The 16,327-nt window shown below is 51.6% G+C and carries 9 protein-coding genes; 4 read left to right on the plus strand and 5 right to left on the minus strand.

Translation table 11 applies throughout. The features are described 5' to 3' along the window. Positions 1-53: 53 nt before the first annotated feature. Complete coding sequence (locus DHN43_RS19375) at positions 54-3,074, minus strand: ribonuclease E/G (RefSeq protein WP_108819741.1); 3,021 nt, start codon at positions 3,072-3,074, stop codon at positions 54-56. 804 nt (positions 3,075-3,878) lie between these two features. Between DHN43_RS19375 and DHN43_RS19385 the strand changes: the two genes are divergently transcribed. From DHN43_RS19385 to prfB, 3 genes are all read left to right on the plus strand, one after another. Next, complete coding sequence (locus tag DHN43_RS19385) at positions 3,879-5,129, plus strand: N-acetylmuramoyl-L-alanine amidase (RefSeq protein WP_108819742.1); 1,251 nt, start codon at positions 3,879-3,881, stop codon at positions 5,127-5,129. A gap of 268 nt (positions 5,130-5,397) precedes the next feature. Next, positions 5,398-7,848 carry a penicillin-binding protein 1A gene (locus tag DHN43_RS19390; protein WP_063292433.1) on the plus strand — a complete coding sequence of 817 codons (2,451 nt, stop codon included), beginning with the start codon at positions 5,398-5,400 and terminating at the stop codon, positions 7,846-7,848. A gap of 149 nt (positions 7,849-7,997) precedes the next feature. Further along, positions 7,998-9,129, plus strand: a protein-coding gene (gene prfB / locus DHN43_RS19395) for a peptide chain release factor 2 (protein WP_108819743.1) whose coding sequence is annotated in 2 segments (ribosomal slippage) — positions 7,998-8,066 and positions 8,068-9,129 — 1,131 coding nt in all. Because the reading frame shifts where the segments join, the coding sequence is not laid out codon by codon here. A 71-nt stretch (positions 9,130-9,200) separates the two neighbouring features. On the opposite strand, the gene DHN43_RS19400 is transcribed toward prfB, so the two are convergent. From DHN43_RS19400 to bcp, 3 genes are all read right to left on the minus strand, one after another. Further along, positions 9,201-10,421: a M23 family metallopeptidase gene (locus DHN43_RS19400; RefSeq protein WP_108819744.1), complete on the minus strand. Its 1,221-nt coding sequence runs from the start codon at positions 10,419-10,421 to the stop codon at positions 9,201-9,203. A gap of 154 nt (positions 10,422-10,575) precedes the next feature. Continuing rightward, positions 10,576-11,463, minus strand: coding sequence for a ferritin-like domain-containing protein (locus tag DHN43_RS19405; protein ID WP_108819745.1), 888 nt, complete (start codon positions 11,461-11,463; stop codon positions 10,576-10,578). 3 nt (positions 11,464-11,466) lie between these two features. Beyond that, the gene (gene bcp / locus DHN43_RS19410) at positions 11,467-11,964 is read right to left on the minus strand and encodes a thioredoxin-dependent thiol peroxidase (RefSeq protein WP_108819746.1); all 498 of its coding nucleotides are present in this window, start codon (positions 11,962-11,964) and stop codon (positions 11,467-11,469) included. Between the two features lie 296 nt (positions 11,965-12,260). On the opposite strand from bcp, the gene DHN43_RS19415 reads away from it, so the two are divergent. Then, a complete protein-coding gene (locus DHN43_RS19415) occupies positions 12,261-15,431 on the plus strand; it encodes an AsmA-like C-terminal domain-containing protein (RefSeq protein ID WP_208995510.1) in 3,171 nt (1,056 codons plus the stop codon). Here DHN43_RS19415 and DHN43_RS19420 read toward each other — a convergent pair. Further along, positions 15,424-16,185, minus strand: coding sequence for a class I SAM-dependent methyltransferase (locus tag DHN43_RS19420; RefSeq protein ID WP_108819748.1), 762 nt, complete (start codon positions 16,183-16,185; stop codon positions 15,424-15,426). The two genes, DHN43_RS19415 and DHN43_RS19420, sit on opposite strands and share 8 nt — an antisense overlap. Positions 16,186-16,327 lie beyond the last annotated feature (142 nt).

Here is a 16,327-nt window from a genome sequence, read left to right on the forward strand (position 1 = left end):
GGCAATAAAAAAGCCCGCTCAGTTGAGCGGGCTTTTTTTGAACTTGTTTCTTCTTAGAAGAAAGAGCGGCGCTGCCACCAACCTGTGCGGCGCGGCGAGTCATCATCGCCTTCAACGGCAACGGTTTCCCCTTCAACAACCTTATGCGATGTCACAACCGGTTTGGTTGGCGCTTTCGGTTTCGCTGGTGCTTCGGCCTCAACTTCTGCTTCTGCAGCTTTAGGGGTCTCGACAGCCGGAGCTTCTTCCTTCACTTCAACCTTAGCGACTTCCGCAGGCTTTTCTTCTTTAGGCTGCTCAGCAATCGGTTCTGCAGGCTTGTTCACTGGTTCTGCCGGAGCTTCCGCAGGTTGCTCTGCTTGTACTGCCACTTCTGCCGGAGCTTCTTTCACCGCGACGTCTGAAGTTTCTTCTGCCTGAGGGGCAGGGGCTTTGGTTGCTTCTGTAGAAGCTTCCTTTTCAGCTGTTTCCTCAGGTGCAGGTTTTACTCTGCGACGACGGCGAGGCTTGCGGGTTTCTTTCTTCGGCTCTTCTTCAGCTACAGCCTCTGTTACCGGTTCTGCAGGAGTAGCAGTGTCTTCTACAGCTACTGCCTCATCTGCGGTCTCAGATTTTGCTTCTGCGATGATCTCTTCAACGCTGTCCGCAGAACTTTCTTTTGAGCCTTCTGCTTCCTCGGAGCTTTCACCGTTCTCGCCGTTTTCATCAGATGCGCTTCTGCGACGAGAGCGGCGGCCACCACGGCGACCACGGCGACGCTTGCGGCGGCGATCTTCTTCTTCGTCTGTTAGCTCAGTAGAGTCCGCGTCAGCTGACTTTTCTTCAGAGGATGCGTCCTCTTCAGTAGACGGCTCTTCAGCGCTCGCAGATGTTGTTTCCTGCTGCTCAGCTTCGTCTTTCTCGTTGCCAGTGCGACGACGACGACGACGACGGCGACGACGACGATCATTGCCGTCCTCATCAGCTGCTTCTTGCTTCTCTTCCTCTACAGCCTCTTCAACGATGTCTTCTTCTTCTTCCTCCTCAACGGGGAAGATGGTGTCCGGCTGAACTGTAGCTGGCAGAGGCTGCGTACGCTCGCTTGGTGTTGCAAGCTCGCCGCGCTCCAAAGTGAAGTGCTGCTCGGTGACGGTGTCGTCTCCGAGAATAGAAATTTCCAGACCGAAGCGACGCTCCAGATCCATCAAGTGATGGCGCTTCTGGTTGAGAATGTACATCGCCACTTCATTTGGCGTGCTCAGGTTCAAGTTGTGAGTAGACCCACGCAGCAGCTGATCTTCCAGGGAGCGGAGGATGTGCAGAGCAACAGATTCTACTGAGCGCACGATGCCAGAACCATGGCAGTGCGGGCAAACAACTGATGAGCTTTCGAGTACGCCGGTGCGGATGCGCTGACGTGACATTTCCAGCAAGCCGAAATGTGAGATGCGGCCAACCTGAATGCGGGCACGGTCAGACTTCAGACATTCTTTCAGGCGACGTTCAACAGCGCGGTTGTTGCGGTTCTCTTCCATGTCGATGAAATCGATAACCACAAGGCCAGCGAGGTCGCGCAGGCGAAGCTGACGAGCAATCTCTTCTGCTGCTTCCAGGTTGGTTGCCTGAGCGGTGTCTTCAATGTTCTGTTCGCGGGTTGCTTTCCCGGAGTTCACATCGATCGCAACAAGAGCTTCTGTCTGGTTGATGACAATGTAGCCACCGGACTTCAGCGTCACTTGTGGTGAGAACATTGCGTCGAGCTGGGCTTCTACACCGAAACGGGTGAAGATTGGCGTTGCATCGCGATAAGGCTGAACATTCTTGGAATGGCTTGGCATCAGCATGCGCATGAAGTCTTTCGCTTCACGGTAGCCTTCTTCGCCAGAAACCATAACCTGATCAATGTCTTTGTTGTACAGGTCGCGAATAGAGCGCTTGATCAGGCTGCCTTCCTCGTAAACGAGGGTAGGGGCTGCTGAATCAAGGGTCAGTTCGCGGACATTTTCCCAAAGACGCAGAAGGTATTCGAAGTCACGCTTGATTTCTGCTTTGGTTCGGCTGGCGCCTGCTGTGCGCAGGATAACACCCATGCCGTTCGGCACATCCAGATCACCAGCAACCTGCTTCAGGCGCTTGCGGTCTGTTGGCTTCGTGATTTTGCGGGAAATCCCGCCACCACGGTCGGTGTTTGGCATCAAAACAGAGTAACGGCCAGCGAGGGACAGGTATGTTGTCAGAGCAGCGCCTTTATTTCCGCGCTCTTCCTTCACGACCTGTACCAGCAGCAGCTGACGGCGTTTGATGACTTCCTGAATCTTATAGTTGTCGCGCAGACGGCGAGGGCGTGCGGTAACTTCTTCTTCCGCTTCCTCTTCGCTATCATCCTGCTCTTCAGCTTCAGATGTCTCTTCTGCAGCTTCCTCAGTCGCGTCTTCTGATGCGGCTTTGTCGGAAGCTTCTGTGTCTTCAGCAGTATCAGCCTCAGCTACAGGCTCTTTTGAAGAAGGCTTGGCAGCCGTTGCATCACCAGCGCTTGCTTTTTGCGCTGTAGAATTGCCAGCTTCGTCTTCTTCTGCAGCTTCAGCCTCGATATCCTCGATGCTGTCATCCTGGAAAGGAGCATCCATGCTGGCAAGAGCTTCGGCCTCGTGTTCTGCTTCCAGAGCACTGGTTTCAGCTTCGATCAGCTCAGCAACAACGTCTTCAGAAGCTTCTGCGGCTTTCGCTGCAGCAACCTTTTGAATTTCGGCTTCACGCTTTGCTTCTTCTTTTTCTCTGCGGGCACGTTCACGCTGGTTTGCAGCTGCTTCGGCTGCAAGCTGAGCTTCAAGAGCCTCCCGATCTTCTTTCGGGAGCTGATAATAATCCGGATGGATTTCGCTGAAGGCGAGGAACCCGTGTCTGTTGCCACCATATTCAACAAAAGCGGCCTGAAGTGATGGCTCTACTCGTGTGACTTTAGCTAGGTAGATATTTCCGCGAAGCTGCTTTCTGTTTGCGGCTTCAAAGTCAAATTCCTCAACCCGATTCCCGCGCACGACCGTAACCCGGGTCTCCTCCGGGTGGGTCGCATCTATCAGCATCTTGTTTGCCATGAAGTGAGTTCCTTAGGACCAAACACTGAAGACGGCGCGAGTGGCGCTGAGATTTGTACATCGTCAGGTCGGTCAACTTGTTATGTAAGTTGCTAGTAGAAAAGGAGAGACGGCGGCGCGCATGACCACGGCAAGAAGGGACCGACTGACACGTCGGCGCACTGCTTCTTAACTCATGTTCATTTGTATTTGCGCGTAGCTTTGACAAACCGTTCGCCCTTAATGATCTCTTTTGACCGCCCATAAGGCGGTATGCTTGAAATGGAAGCGCTTCTTCAGGCTTCCAATCTGTAAACGTCTGTTCCTGCGCCTAGCTGCCGTATCTCTCCGAAAATTCGGGGATAAAGCACTTATCCAAAGCGACAGAAAATCTGTTCACAACCCGCCATGACCGAAAATGTCACGGCAAAACTCTGTCTTGGCTCTCGAGCAGACTGCTCTTCCAGTTGGTTTATACCGTATCCTCATCAACAAACCGGAAACGGCACAAATGGCTCATATGGGCTTTTTGAAACATTTCGATCAGTTTGAAAACTGCGAAAATCTCAGGATATCAGCTTCAAAAAATATGGCTCACAACTTTACGGAACAATTCCAAATCGAAGTCCTAGTAAACCTTTTACGATCCCTCGAGACGCTTGGCAAGCTTGGGAAAATCGATCTGGCGATGTCTTGCTACGAAAGCTGCAGTTGTTAATCAATGCTTAATGATAGGTTTGGCGGGGTGACTTTCGCTTAATCGTGTTTTAATCGTTCAACTTGATTTAAACTAAATTGCCAGTGTTTCTATAGGGGAGTGAAAAGGTGAGCCGCATCAGTCATGCATTCAGGTTCTGTGCTCTCAGCTTTTATTGTGTCGCGTTTTCTCTCATTGCAACTGTTGCCATGAGTAATGCTGCATCAGCGCAAAATGCGGTTTCGGTCGTTTCTGATGCGCGTGTTGCCGGAGATCTGGCACGGACGCGCTTCATTCTGGATATGGATGGTGAGGTTGGATATAACCTTTCATTCTTGTCTCACCCTTATCGGTTGGTGATTGACTTGCCGTCTGTCACCTTCCAGTTTCCAAGAGATTTCGTGCCAAAAGGACGGGGGCTGGTTCGGTCCTGGCGGTATGGCTCCATCTCCAAAGGGCGTTCCAGAGTAGTACTGGATCTCAATTCTCCAGTCGCTCTGGACAAAACCTTTTTGCTGCCCGGCGTACAAGATCAACCAACACGGCTGGTTATTGATCTGACCGAATCTTCTCCTGATGAGTTTGAGGCTGCGGTTGGTCAGGCCACGTCACATGCGCAGCCAGTAGGGGCGACAGCATCTGTTCCCAAGCAGGATACTCAAGAGCCAACTGCTGCTGAAAACGATCTGCCCGTGATCATTATTGATCCGGGGCACGGTGGTGTTGATTCTGGTGCAGTTGGCAGTAATGGCACGCTTGAAAAGGCGATCGTTCTGAATTTTGGCCGGTTTTTGAAAGAGAAACTGGATAAACTTGGCTACTATCAGGTCTATCTAACCCGTGATGATGATAAATTCATCTCTTTGGGGAGCCGGACCAAGCTGGCGCGCGGGAAAGAGGCTGATCTGTTCATCTCCATTCATGCGGATTCGATCACAAATGGGGCAGAGACGACGCGTGGGGCCTCAATCTACACTCTTTCAGAGCGAGCGTCTGACCGGATGGCGGCTGCGCTGGCGCGCCGTGAAAACTATTCGGATGTGATTGGCGGGGTCGATTTTTCTGATGAACCTGAAGAGGTTACAGATATTTTGGTCGAACTCACCCGCCGTGAGACCAAGAATTTTTCCATTCATTTTGCACGGTTGGTGGTTGAAGAACTTAAAAGCGCCACAACAGTTATTAAAAATCCTCTTCGTTCTGCGGGGTTTCAAGTGCTGAAAAGCCACGATGTTCCGTCTGTTTTGATTGAACTTGGATTTCTTTCCAATAATCTGGATGAGAAAATGTTAGGTTCTGATGAGTGGCGGGAACGCGTGTCGGATGCGATTGTTCAAGCGACGAACGGTTTCTTTCGGGCTAGAATTGCGCAGCAATAGCTGTTTGGTGTGATTGTTTTTCGGGTGCGTATATGTCGCTGCTGCAGTGGGATAAAGACTAAGTTCCTGCCTCAGCTTTGCCATAATGAAAAGCGATTGGGTGCCAAACTGTAACAGTGAAGTCTGGATTCGATTCTGCTGCATTCATTCAGGGCGAGACCTCTTGACCCTTAACGGGAAATGCATCAGGAACGGCGTTTGAAACTGGCTCTGGAATGCTGGCTTCACGACACGAACATTCTTAGCGGGAAAGCAAACGAGCCCGAATATGAGATTATTTTTAAAGTTCATTGGATATCTCTTTGGGATTTCAGTTGTTCTGGGGCTGATTGCAGCTGCCGGATTGTGGATTTATCTCAATGACATAACCAAGGATCTGCCGGACTACACCGCGCTGAAGGATTATGAGCCGCCAGTCATGACACGTGTGCATGCTGCTGATGGTCATCTTATGTATGAGTTCGCGCGTGAACGACGTTTGTTTATTCCGATTCAGGCTATTCCGGACCGTGTGAAGCAAGCTTTCTTATCTGCTGAAGATAAGAACTTTTATGAACACATCGGGATCGACCCGTGGGGCATTGGCCGTGCGGTGATCACAAACGTTCGTAACAGCGGGTCCGGGCGCCGCCTTGTTGGAGCGTCCACGATTACGCAGCAGGTTGCAAAGAACTTCCTTTTGACCGGTGAGCAGAAGTATGAGCGCAAAATCAAAGAAGCGCTTCTTGCTTTGCGTATCGAGCAAGCGTTTACGAAAGAAGAGATCCTTGAGCTTTATCTGAATGAGATTTATCTCGGTGTCGGCGCTTACGGTGTTGGTGCTGCTTCCCTGATCCTTTTTGATAAATCTGTTCACGAGCTTGAGCTTGAAGAGATTGCATATCTCGCTGCGGTTCCTAAAGGCCCATCCAACTATCACCCATACCGCTACAGAGACCGTGCGATTGAACGCCGGAACTGGGTTATCGACCGTATGGTTGAGAACGGTTACGTGACAGTTCAGGAAGGTATTGAAGCTAAGGCCAAGCCTCTTGACGTTAAACTGCGTCCAACTGGTAACCTCGTGAAAGGCTCTGAGTATTTCTCTGAGGCTGTGCGACGCCAGTTGGCCGGTCAGTACGGTGAAGAGAAGCTTTATGAGGATGGTCTATCCGTTCGTACATCCCTTGATCCTGACATGCAGCTGAAGGCGCGTAAGGCACTGCGTGACGGCCTGGTTGACTTCGACCATAAGCGCGGTAAATGGCGCGGTCCGATCAGTACGATTGAAATCACCTCCAGCGACTGGGGCGCGGCTCTAGCTAAAGTTCAGACGCTGAACGATGTCCCTGAGTGGACGAGTGCGGTGGTTCTGTCTGTGAGTAATCAGAAGGCCGTGGTGGGGCTTCGTCCGAAGCGCATGGCAAACCGGAAACTTTCTACTGAGCGTGTCCGTGCAGATCTCTCACTGAGTGATATGAAATGGGCTCGCGTCAACGGTCGTGCTCCTCGCAATGTGCAGGAAGTATTAAGTCCGGGTGATGTGATTTACGTTCAGCGTCAGGCGAGTGGCAAATATGTGCTGCGGCAGGTGCCTGAGGTTTCGGGTGCCATTGTTGCCATGGACCCGAATACTGGCCGTGTTGTCGCGCTGGTTGGTGGCTTTAGTTACGCCGAAAGCCAGTTTAACCGTGCGACGCAGGCTTGGCGTCAGCCGGGCTCTGTGTTCAAACCGTTCGTCTATGCGGCTGCGCTGGATAATGGTTATACGCCGTCTTCAGTGGTGCTCGATGCGCCTGTTGAGATTGAGCAAGGACCAGGGCAGGACCCGTGGAAGCCACAGAACTATGGTGGCAAGTTCTACGGTCCGTCTACTCTGCGTACAGGTATTGAACTTTCCCGTAACGTGATGACTGTTCGTCTTGCTCAGGACATGGGCATGGATCTGGTTGCTGAATATGCACGCAGTTTTGGCATTGATGACAATATGATGCCGGTGCTCTCCATGTCTCTTGGTGCAGGCGAAACCACCGTGATGCGCATGACAGCGGCCTATTCCATGATGGCCAATGGCGGGCGCCGAGTGCAGCCTACTCTGATTGACCGTATCCAGAACCGTTATGGTGAGACTATCTATCAGAACGATCAGCTTGTTTGCACAGATTGCTCCGAAGAGTATTGGAGCAATCAGGGAGAGCCCGAGCTTATTGATACTCGTGAGCAGGTGCTTGATCCTATGACCGCCTACCAGATCACTTCCATGATGGAAGGCGTAGTCAAGCGCGGTACGGCGACAAGTGTTAAAGCTGTTGGCCGTCCTGTTGCCGGTAAAACTGGTACTACCAATGATGAGCGCGATGCATGGTTTGTTGGCTTTACACCAGAACTGACTGTGGGTGTTTTCGTTGGATATGATACTCCGCGCAAGATGGGCCGCGGTGCGACTGGCGGTCAGGTTGCTGCGCCAATCTTCACTGCCTTCATGAAGGATGCTCTAAAGGATGCGCCTCCGTTGGAGTTCCGTGTTCCAAACGGATTACGGCTGGTGTCTATCAACCGCCGTACTGGTCTACGGGCTGGTGCCGGAGCTCCAGGTACAATTCTGGAATCCTTCAAACCGGGTACATCGCCACCAGACAGTTACTCTGTCATTGGCTTCCAGGATGAGATTGGTATCCGTCAGGATCTGTCTCCGGAAGCTGGGCGCGCCGTTATGTCCGGCACAGGTGGACTTTACTAAAAACTTCATGGGCTGGTCTTGCTAACTGCATGACCAGCCCACAGTTTCTGTGGTCTGGCTGATTGCGGAAATCGTTTGCTGCGACTATGTTCGCACCCGACGCAGTGTTATTGACTGCACAGTTGTTTTTCAAAAAAGTGAGGTATCCGATGCGCGCCGAAATGGAGGCCATCGTCGACGAAATCAAGCAGGCCATAAGCCTGCTGAGGAGGCATCTTTGACTGGGACACTGCACTTGTCCGTCTAGATGAACTCAATGCGCTTTCTGAAGATCCAAATCTTTGGAGTGACCCGACGAATGCGCAAAAACTGATGCGTGAACGTCAGCAGCTGGATGACAGCATTGGCGGTGTTCGCAAGCTTGAGCAGGATCTCGTTGACAATCAGGAACTGATTGAGATGGGCGAGATGGAAGATGATCAGTCCGTTGTTGACGAGGCTGAAGCTGCTTTGAAAGCTATGCTGGAACAGGTCAATAAGCTGCAGTTGCAGTCCTTGCTTTCTGGTGAAGCCGACGGAAATGATACGTATATCGAGATCAATTCCGGTGCGGGCGGTACTGAAAGTCAGGACTGGGCCAGCATGCTTCTGCGCATGTATCGCCGTTGGGGTGAGCAGCACGGCTATAAGGTCGAGCTGATGGAATACAATGACGGCGAAGAAGCGGGCATCAAGTCTGCAACTTTGCTTGTTAAAGGTGAGAATGCTTACGGCTGGATGAAGACCGAAGCAGGCGTTCACCGTCTTGTTCGCATCTCGCCATATGACTCCAATGCACGTCGTCATACGTCCTTTGCGTCCGTCTGGGTTTATCCGGTTATTGATGACAGCATCAATATCGAGATCAACGAAAGCGATTGCCGCATTGATACCTATCGTGCCTCTGGTGCTGGTGGTCAGCACGTGAACACGACTGACTCTGCTGTTCGTATTACGCACAATCCAACAGGTATTGTCGTGCAGTGTCAGAGTGAGCGTTCACAGCATAAAAACCGCGCAACTGCGTGGGATATGCTTCGTGCACGTCTTTATGAGGCTGAGTTGCAGCGCCGTGAAGATCAGGCGAGCAAGGATGCTGCTTCCAAGACCGATATCGGTTGGGGGCATCAGATCCGCTCTTATGTTCTGCAGCCGTACCAGCTTGTGAAGGATCTGCGGACTGGCGTGGAAAGCACTGCGCCTTCTGACGTTCTGGATGGCGATCTGGATAAGTTCATGGAAGCAACGCTGGCGCACCGTGCATTCGGCAACGCGCCTGCCGCGGTTGAAGATCTCGACTAAGCCTTATCTTCTGCAATGAATTAGAAAAGCCCCGGAACTCAGTTTCGGGGCTTTTTGTGTTGCGAATGGTCTTAAGGCAGATTGAGTGCGATTTTGGTTTGTTTTTTGGGCTTGAAAATCGCAGCTAGCCTGTCACCTGTGCGGATGAAGCGCATTGGATTGACTGGCTTGCCGTTGAGGCGCACCTCGTAGTGGAGATGAGGGCCTGTTGAGCGGCCCGTATTGCCGACAGTCCCGATGACATCGCCCATGTTGATGCGTTGCCCTTCGCTAACGAGTAGCTTGTGCATGTGGGCGTAGCGGGTAACGAGGCCGTTGTCATGTACGATTTCTACAGAAAGGCCATAGCCGCCGTTGTACCGTGAGAGTGAGACAATGCCGGTGCCGGTTGCTTTGACTGAGGTTCCGCGAGGTGCTTTGAAATCCAGACCAGTGTGGATCGCAGGTTTGCCGAGGAACGGGTCTGTTCGGGCTCCGTACGCACTGGAGATGTTGAAGCTGGAGAGTGGGCGACCAAATGGCAAGGCATCCACTTTGGTATTTAATTCAATGCGTTGTTCAATGATCCGGCGCGCTGCAATCATACTACTGTCCAAATCAGCAGACCCAATGTCCTGATAGATGCCGCCAGCAGATGAACTTGGGGTGACAAAGACAGGCTGTGCAACGCCGGCTTTCTTAAGCAGCGTGTTTGCACGTTTAATGTCGTCTATAGCCGCTTGTGTGTAAGCGGTGAGCAAGAGTTGCCCTTGTGCTTGCTTCGCATAGAAGCCTTTGTGAGGGGCAGCTGGCTGTGGGGCGGTGGACTGCTTGCCTGACAGTGTTTTCAGAATATCGAGTGGAGCACCGCTTTTTTGTGATGCAAACGATAGTTTGTGGGTGTTGGTCGCGCCGACGTCTCTTTGAAGAGGTTTGCGCTTTGGAGAGGGCGGGATAGCGGAGAGGACAAGGTTTGATTGCTCCGCCAGCGTAACCAGTGCTTCAATTTCCTGAAACTGCCGCAATAGCTGCGCTTGCTGTTTGCGAGCAGGAGCATTTAGACCTGATGTGTCCTGATCCAACCGTCCGCGCATCTCGCCGAGCTGAAATTTTAGATCCCGAATTTCGCTTTCATAGTTTTCACGGAGAGCCAATTCTCTGGATAATGTTGAATTGAGCCGCATCTCGCTGAGAGACTGTTGAAAGCTGCTTGCCAAAACTGCGGAGACGACCGCTGTTGCTGCAAGACCGGAAATCCAATAGGCCATCGGAGGAATTACGCGCAGCTCAGATGTGATGCGCGAAAGCCACATTGGGCCATCCAATTTCAATTGGTTGTAATTGTTAGAAAACTCACTGCACCTGGAAAGCTTCATTGGATGACCACTTGCTCAGTTTGCCTACTGGAAATGATTTGTTAAACTCAATTAAAGTTAGTTATGGTTAATAAAGTCTAAGTGCAGTGTATCATTGGGTCAATTTGATGAGCGGTCGATAGAAGCCCGGAGTGAGACCTGCTTCAGATCTTGCTCTGTCATTAAACGGGGGCTTCAGTGGTCCTTTAAAATGTTGTTTTACGAGCTGTTGAAAACGAGGCTCAGGGCGTACACGGTGCCTGTCACACATGAAGCGGAACCATTTCGCTCCATAGGCAACATGTCCTTTTTCATCGTGATAGATCACATGCAACACGCTGGCAGTGTCTTCATCGCCTGTGGCGTTGGCCTTCTCGATCATGGATGGGGTGATGTCGAGGCCTCTGGCTTCGAGCACGAGTGGAATAATTGCCAGACGTGCTATCAGGTCCTTGCCGGTTGACTGGGCAGCTTGCCAAAGACCGTCATGTGCTGGCAGATCGCCATAGGCGTGCCCAAGCTTTGCAAGGCGTTCTTGAATGAGCGTGAAATGTTTTGCCTCTTCCAATCCAACGCGGACAAAGTCGTCATAGTAGGAGCGCGGCATGGGCACATGGGTGAAGCGGCCGATCAGGTCCCAGGTGAGATCTATGGCATTGAGTTCGATGTGTGCCAGAGAATGGAGCAGGGCGATCTTGCCGTTTTTCCCTCCAACTGCGCGTTTGGGCATGTCTCGTGGTGGAAGAAGCTCAGGTTTTGCTGGGCGACCAGGGCGGTCCGGCATGGGCCTTTCACCTGTGCCACGGGAAATGGACAGGGCGCCTTTGAACCATTGATTTGCGACGTAGTAGGCAAGCGCGACCTTCATATCCAAATCAGGTGTTTCGAGGATTTGGCGGGCGCCGTCTCTAAGAGACTTTACGCTGGTGTTTTCAGGGAGGGTGAGATGCGCTTGCCCTGCAAACGCATCCGCATCATTGTTGCCCGGAAGTTTTGGCATTCTTTACTGGCTCAGACCTTGTAATTCTTCCAAGATCTTTTCGACGTGGCCGGGAACGCGGACCTTACGCCAAATCTTGGCAATCTTGCCTTCTTTATCAACGAGAAATGTGGAGCGTTCAACGCCCATGTACTTCTTTCCGTACATGTTTTTTTCCACCCAGACCCCGTAGGCCTCACAAACTTCTTTTTCGATATCTGCCCCAAGTGTGACGTTAAGTCCGTGTTTCGCCTTAAACTTGTCATGCTTTAGTGGTGTATCGGGCGAAATGCCGATGATAACAGCATTGTGTTTTTCAAACTCAGCCGCATTTTCGGTAAAGGCAATTGCTTCTTTTGTGCAGCCTGGTGTGTCATCTTTTGGATAAAAATAAACGACGACCGACTGGCCAGTTTGTTCTGATAGAGTGAATTGTCCTTGCGAATCTGTGGCTAAGGTAAAATCCGGTGCCAGCATGCCTTCCTGCGGTAAGGAAGGTGTCGCATCTTTCGTATCAGGCATTCTTTATTTGCTCCTGGGGTGCCATTTGGTCTCTTGGGACGCCGTTTTTTTGAGTATGGTGTAGATAAGCAATTAATCTTGCAGAGCACCTGTGATCACGCGATGCTATCGCAGGTTACGATTCGGTCAAAATCGAACGTACCACTAAAACAGGGAATGAGATTCTGGCTGTTGATGTTGGGAATACAGCAGAGCTTGAGAGCTCTCCTGTTACACGTCGTTTTAAGCGACGCGTAATATGGGGTGTTGTTTGCGTTTTTCTATTTATAACGTTTGGTTTTGGCGGTTACCGGGTGATGAGTGGCCCGTTTTCTGTTCCCTACCTCGTGGATTGGGCAATCAAACAGTTTGAGAGCAAAGCGCTAAACGTTACCGTTGGTAGTGCGCAGTTTGATCTGTTTGGTGAAAACGGCAGCCGTATTCTCCTGGAAGACTCCCTTATTCGCGTCAAAGGTCGTACTGCTGCGACTGTGTTGCTCCCACGAGCCGAAATCGGCATCAATCTGTCTGGACTGCTGACCGGTGATCTGGAAATCACCAGTGTCGCGCTGGAACGGCCTTCTGCAACGATCAAGCTGGCGAGTGGGTCGGAGCCTTTGCCGCGAGTGCAAAACCGCGTGGTAGCGATCGATAAGTTTAGTGTGATTGCTGTTGAGGAGCTCAAACGCTGGCATCTTGAAAAAGTTGCTATTGAGTACGGTCGACTGGTGATCAACGCGCAGGGTGAAGAGTTTGTCGCTGATGGTATTGATGCAAATGCTGTGCTGCTGGATGATCTCTCCTTTGCAGTAAATGCTAAGATCGTGGGCCGTGAAGGGGACTGGTCATGGGATCTGAAGCGCACTGTTACACCAGAAACTGGTGCGAGAAACATTTCCGTCAATCTGCGTGATGCCTCGCTGCGAGATTTGTTGCCAACACACAGTTTTGCTCGTGATGACAAGCTGGCGAATACGCGTCTGTTTGTTGAAGCGAATGCTGAACTTTGGGCGACCGGTGAGTTTGTTGGTGCGGATATGAATGTTCGTACCTCTCCAATCTTCATCCGCACTGCTCCAGATAATTCTATTACCGTCGACGAAGCATTCCTGGATCTCAATTTGCAGCGCGATAATCCCGATATTATCATCGGACGATCTTATCTGCGCCGTAAAAACACACGCGTTGTGTTTGGTGGGGTTGTGCAGCCACCTGTAACTGAAGGCGCTGAGTGGAACTATTCGCTTGGTTCCCGAGAGATCGTATTGGCGCCTGCTGATGTAAAGTCGCCGCCGCTGCTGTTCCCTGATGCTTATGCATCTGGCACGTTTGATCCGACGAACTCCCTGATTTCTATTGAACGAGCTCGTGCTGTCGGGCTTGATGCTGACATTAATGTTGCGGGATCGTTCTACTACGGGAAACCGGGACCGTCCCTTGCGCTATCCGTTTACAGCCCAAGCCTGAGCTTTGGCGAAGTGTTGCAGGTTTGGCCGACAGTTACAGCACCAAAAACCCGAAACTGGTTGATTGATCACCTCGGCCCTGGCCGGGTTGATAACATTGCCTTGGATCTGGCGCTTGGGCCAGAAGCCTTTGATGGCGACCGGAGTACGCCTGCGTGGCAGGGAGACGGCCTTACAGCATCCTTTGATGTGATTGACGGCTCAGTCAAAGCGCTCAAAACTCTGCCTGTGGTGCGCGATCTCACCGGGACTGGCAAGATCGAGAATGAAGATTTTTCGATCTCCGGCAGCAATGGTCATTTCCGTATGCAAGACGGGAACATCGTTAAGGTGCCAGAGGTTCAGTTTGCGATCAAGAATATCGCAACACCAGGCGCTCTGCCTGCTGAACTGTCTGTGCTGCTGACGGGGCGTGCCGATGATTTGGGTGTGCTAGCTGACGCTGAACCTATAAATGCGTTAGAGAGTTTCAGTGTCGTGCCAGCAGACCTTTCTGGCATGGGTGAAGTCCGTGTTGAAGCCTTGTTCCCGCTCCTCAAGAATCTCAAGGTTAAAGATGTTGAGTGGCGGGCCAATCTGGATCTGAAGGACTTCAGCAGTAAAGCGAAGATCTCAGGCCAGACCATTGAAAATGCAAACCTGATCGTTCAGGCGGACACAAAGCAAACCCAGATTTCCGGCAAGGGGAAGCTGAATGGCTTCCAGTCTGAGATTGATTTGAGCACCAGCCGCGATGGCAGTGGGGCTGAAGACCGTCAGGGCGTGACGTTTGTTGCCAATGCCAAAGATCTGACAGACTACGGTGTTGATCTTCAGGGCTATGTCAAAGGCTCTGTGAAAGTCAGCTATGAGGACAGTGGCGGCGCGCAGGTGTTTGAACTGGACCTTTCAAAAGCTGCCATCAACGTTCGTGAGGTTGGCTGGAGCAAGGTGTCTGGTGTACGTGCAACCGCAAGGTTCCGTGTGACAAAAAATGGTAATGCCAGGACGCTCCATAACTTCTCATTCCTGTCTGAAGGTGTTGAAGTTCGTGGCAATCTAAAAATTGATGGCAATGGAAAGCTGGCGCTTGCTGACTTCTCCGCGTTCAATCTGCGCCCCAATGACAAAGCCAAGATGACCATTCGTCCACGCCGTGGTGGTGGGTATCAGGTCGTCATGAATGCGGATCGGTTTGATGGCCGTGCCCTGTTGGATTCGTTTGGGGCCGATAATGCAGCTGCTTCGGCAAAGCGCAAAAGAGATGTGATTGCGGTTGACCTGACATTCAGGCGCCTGATCGGTTTCAGAGGTGTACAGGCTCAAAACGTGCGGATTGATGGGCTCTTCCGCGGGGTAAGCGCTGTTAATCTTGCGGTTTCGGGCGCGACCTCAAGCCGTGGTCAGTTCAATTTCACTGTTGGCGGCGAGGGGAAGCATCGCTTTGCAAAAGGCAAGCTGAACAATGCCGGTGAGTTCTTACGGTTTATGGATCTGTTCCCTCGTATGCGCGGTGGTAACGGGCGCTTGGATATCCAGATGCCAACTGATACCAACTGGGCTGGTCAGCTGACTGTAAATGATTTTTCCATCACCGAAGATCCTGCGATTAAAGCGCTGAAAGGGATCGAGCCGAAGGAAATTCGCGGAACGCGGAACAGCGAAGTGTATTCTGCTGCAGTGAATTCTGGTGAGGCGTCTTTCCAAAAGATGCGCATGCAGTTTTCGCGCAGAGGAGACATTCTGAATGTTTCCAAGGGAACGTTGAGCGGTGCTATTATTGGCGGGACCTTTAGCGGGAATGCCAATCTGAAGAACCGTCAGCTGGATATGGCTGGCACGTTTGTTCCTGCCTATGCCTTGAACAACCTGTTTGCGAAACTGCCGGTGATCGGACTTATCCTTGGCGGAGGTTCTTCTGATGAAGGGCTGTTTGGAGTGACCTATAAGCTGGATGGCACTTTTGAGAAGCCTAAGTTCCAGGTCAACCCGGTCTCTGCAATTGCGCCGGGTGTGTTCCGCCGTATCTTTGAATTTAAGTAGAGGTCACAGGGAGGTAGGCTGCAAAGCGCATGCAAACGTAGTCTGCTTCCCAGCCTTTGCTTCTCGAATAAAGTAGCGGTTTGAGATGCTTGATTGTCTCTTTGTAAAATCGCTTCTTATTAGCCTCGCTCAGCTGCTCTGTGAGGCTGCTGGTAAAGAGTTGCAGCCATCCCTTCATTCCTGTCTCCAGCGGTGTCCTGCGTTCGATTTCGGTATGATAAGTGACTGAGAAGCCTGCTTCTTTCAACGCGCGCATGTACGTTTCGGGTGGTGGGAAAATCCAGGGGCTCTTGTAGGGGCCGAAAGCAGGGTTTTCGGCGAACACGTTTTCCATTGCAGACCGGATGATGCGGCAGTTTCGGTCGCATCCCATTTCACCAACAAACCGACCTCCCGGCTTCAGAGCATTCACAACACCTCGAATGACGCCCTTGTAATCCTGCATCCAGTGAAGAGCTGCGTTGGAGAAAACTGCGTTGAACTCCTTGTCAAAATTGAGGTTTTCAGCAGGTATGAGGCAAGTCTTGATACCTTTCTCATTCGCTTGCAGGAGCATATCTTCTGCTGTGTCGACGCCGGTTACGATTGCCCCTCGGCTTTGGATTTCCTGGGCCAACGTGCCTTCACCGCATCCCAGGTCCAAAATGCTTTCTCCGGGCTGCACAGCGAGCAACTCAAGTGCGTCTTGCCCAAAGTCTGCGACATAGGCTGCGTGCTTCAAGTATTGCTGTGCGTTCCAATCCTGCATCGCCATGGGGGCTGCTCCTAAATACGAGGGGCGCAGTTTAGGCTATCAGGGCTAGCTCAAGGTGCAGTTGACTGGCTGCAATTGCATAAACTTGCAGTGTTTTGCAGGCAAAGAAAAAGCCGGGAGCAAGGCCCGGCTTTGTCAAAGA

This window comes from Pseudovibrio sp. Alg231-02, assembly GCF_900143565.1.
Classification (GTDB): Bacteria; Pseudomonadota; Alphaproteobacteria; order Rhizobiales; family Stappiaceae; genus Pseudovibrio.

Coding starts and splice junctions, on each gene's coding strand:
- DHN43_RS19375 (WP_108819741.1), bottom strand. CDS start 3,074: ATGGCAAACAAGATGCTGATAGATGCGACCCACCCGGAGGAGACCCGG.
- DHN43_RS19390 (WP_063292433.1), top strand. CDS start 5,398: ATGAGATTATTTTTAAAGTTCATTGGATATCTCTTTGGGATTTCAGTT.
- DHN43_RS19405 (WP_108819745.1), bottom strand. CDS start 11,463: ATGCCAAAACTTCCGGGCAACAATGATGCGGATGCGTTTGCAGGGCAA.
- bcp (WP_108819746.1), bottom strand. CDS start 11,964: ATGCCTGATACGAAAGATGCGACACCTTCCTTACCGCAGGAAGGCATG.
- DHN43_RS19415 (WP_208995510.1), top strand. CDS start 12,261: ATGAGTGGCCCGTTTTCTGTTCCCTACCTCGTGGATTGGGCAATCAAA.
- DHN43_RS19400 (WP_108819744.1), bottom strand. CDS start 10,421: ATGTGGCTTTCGCGCATCACATCTGAGCTGCGCGTAATTCCTCCGATG.
- DHN43_RS19420 (WP_108819748.1), bottom strand. CDS start 16,185: ATGGCGATGCAGGATTGGAACGCACAGCAATACTTGAAGCACGCAGCC.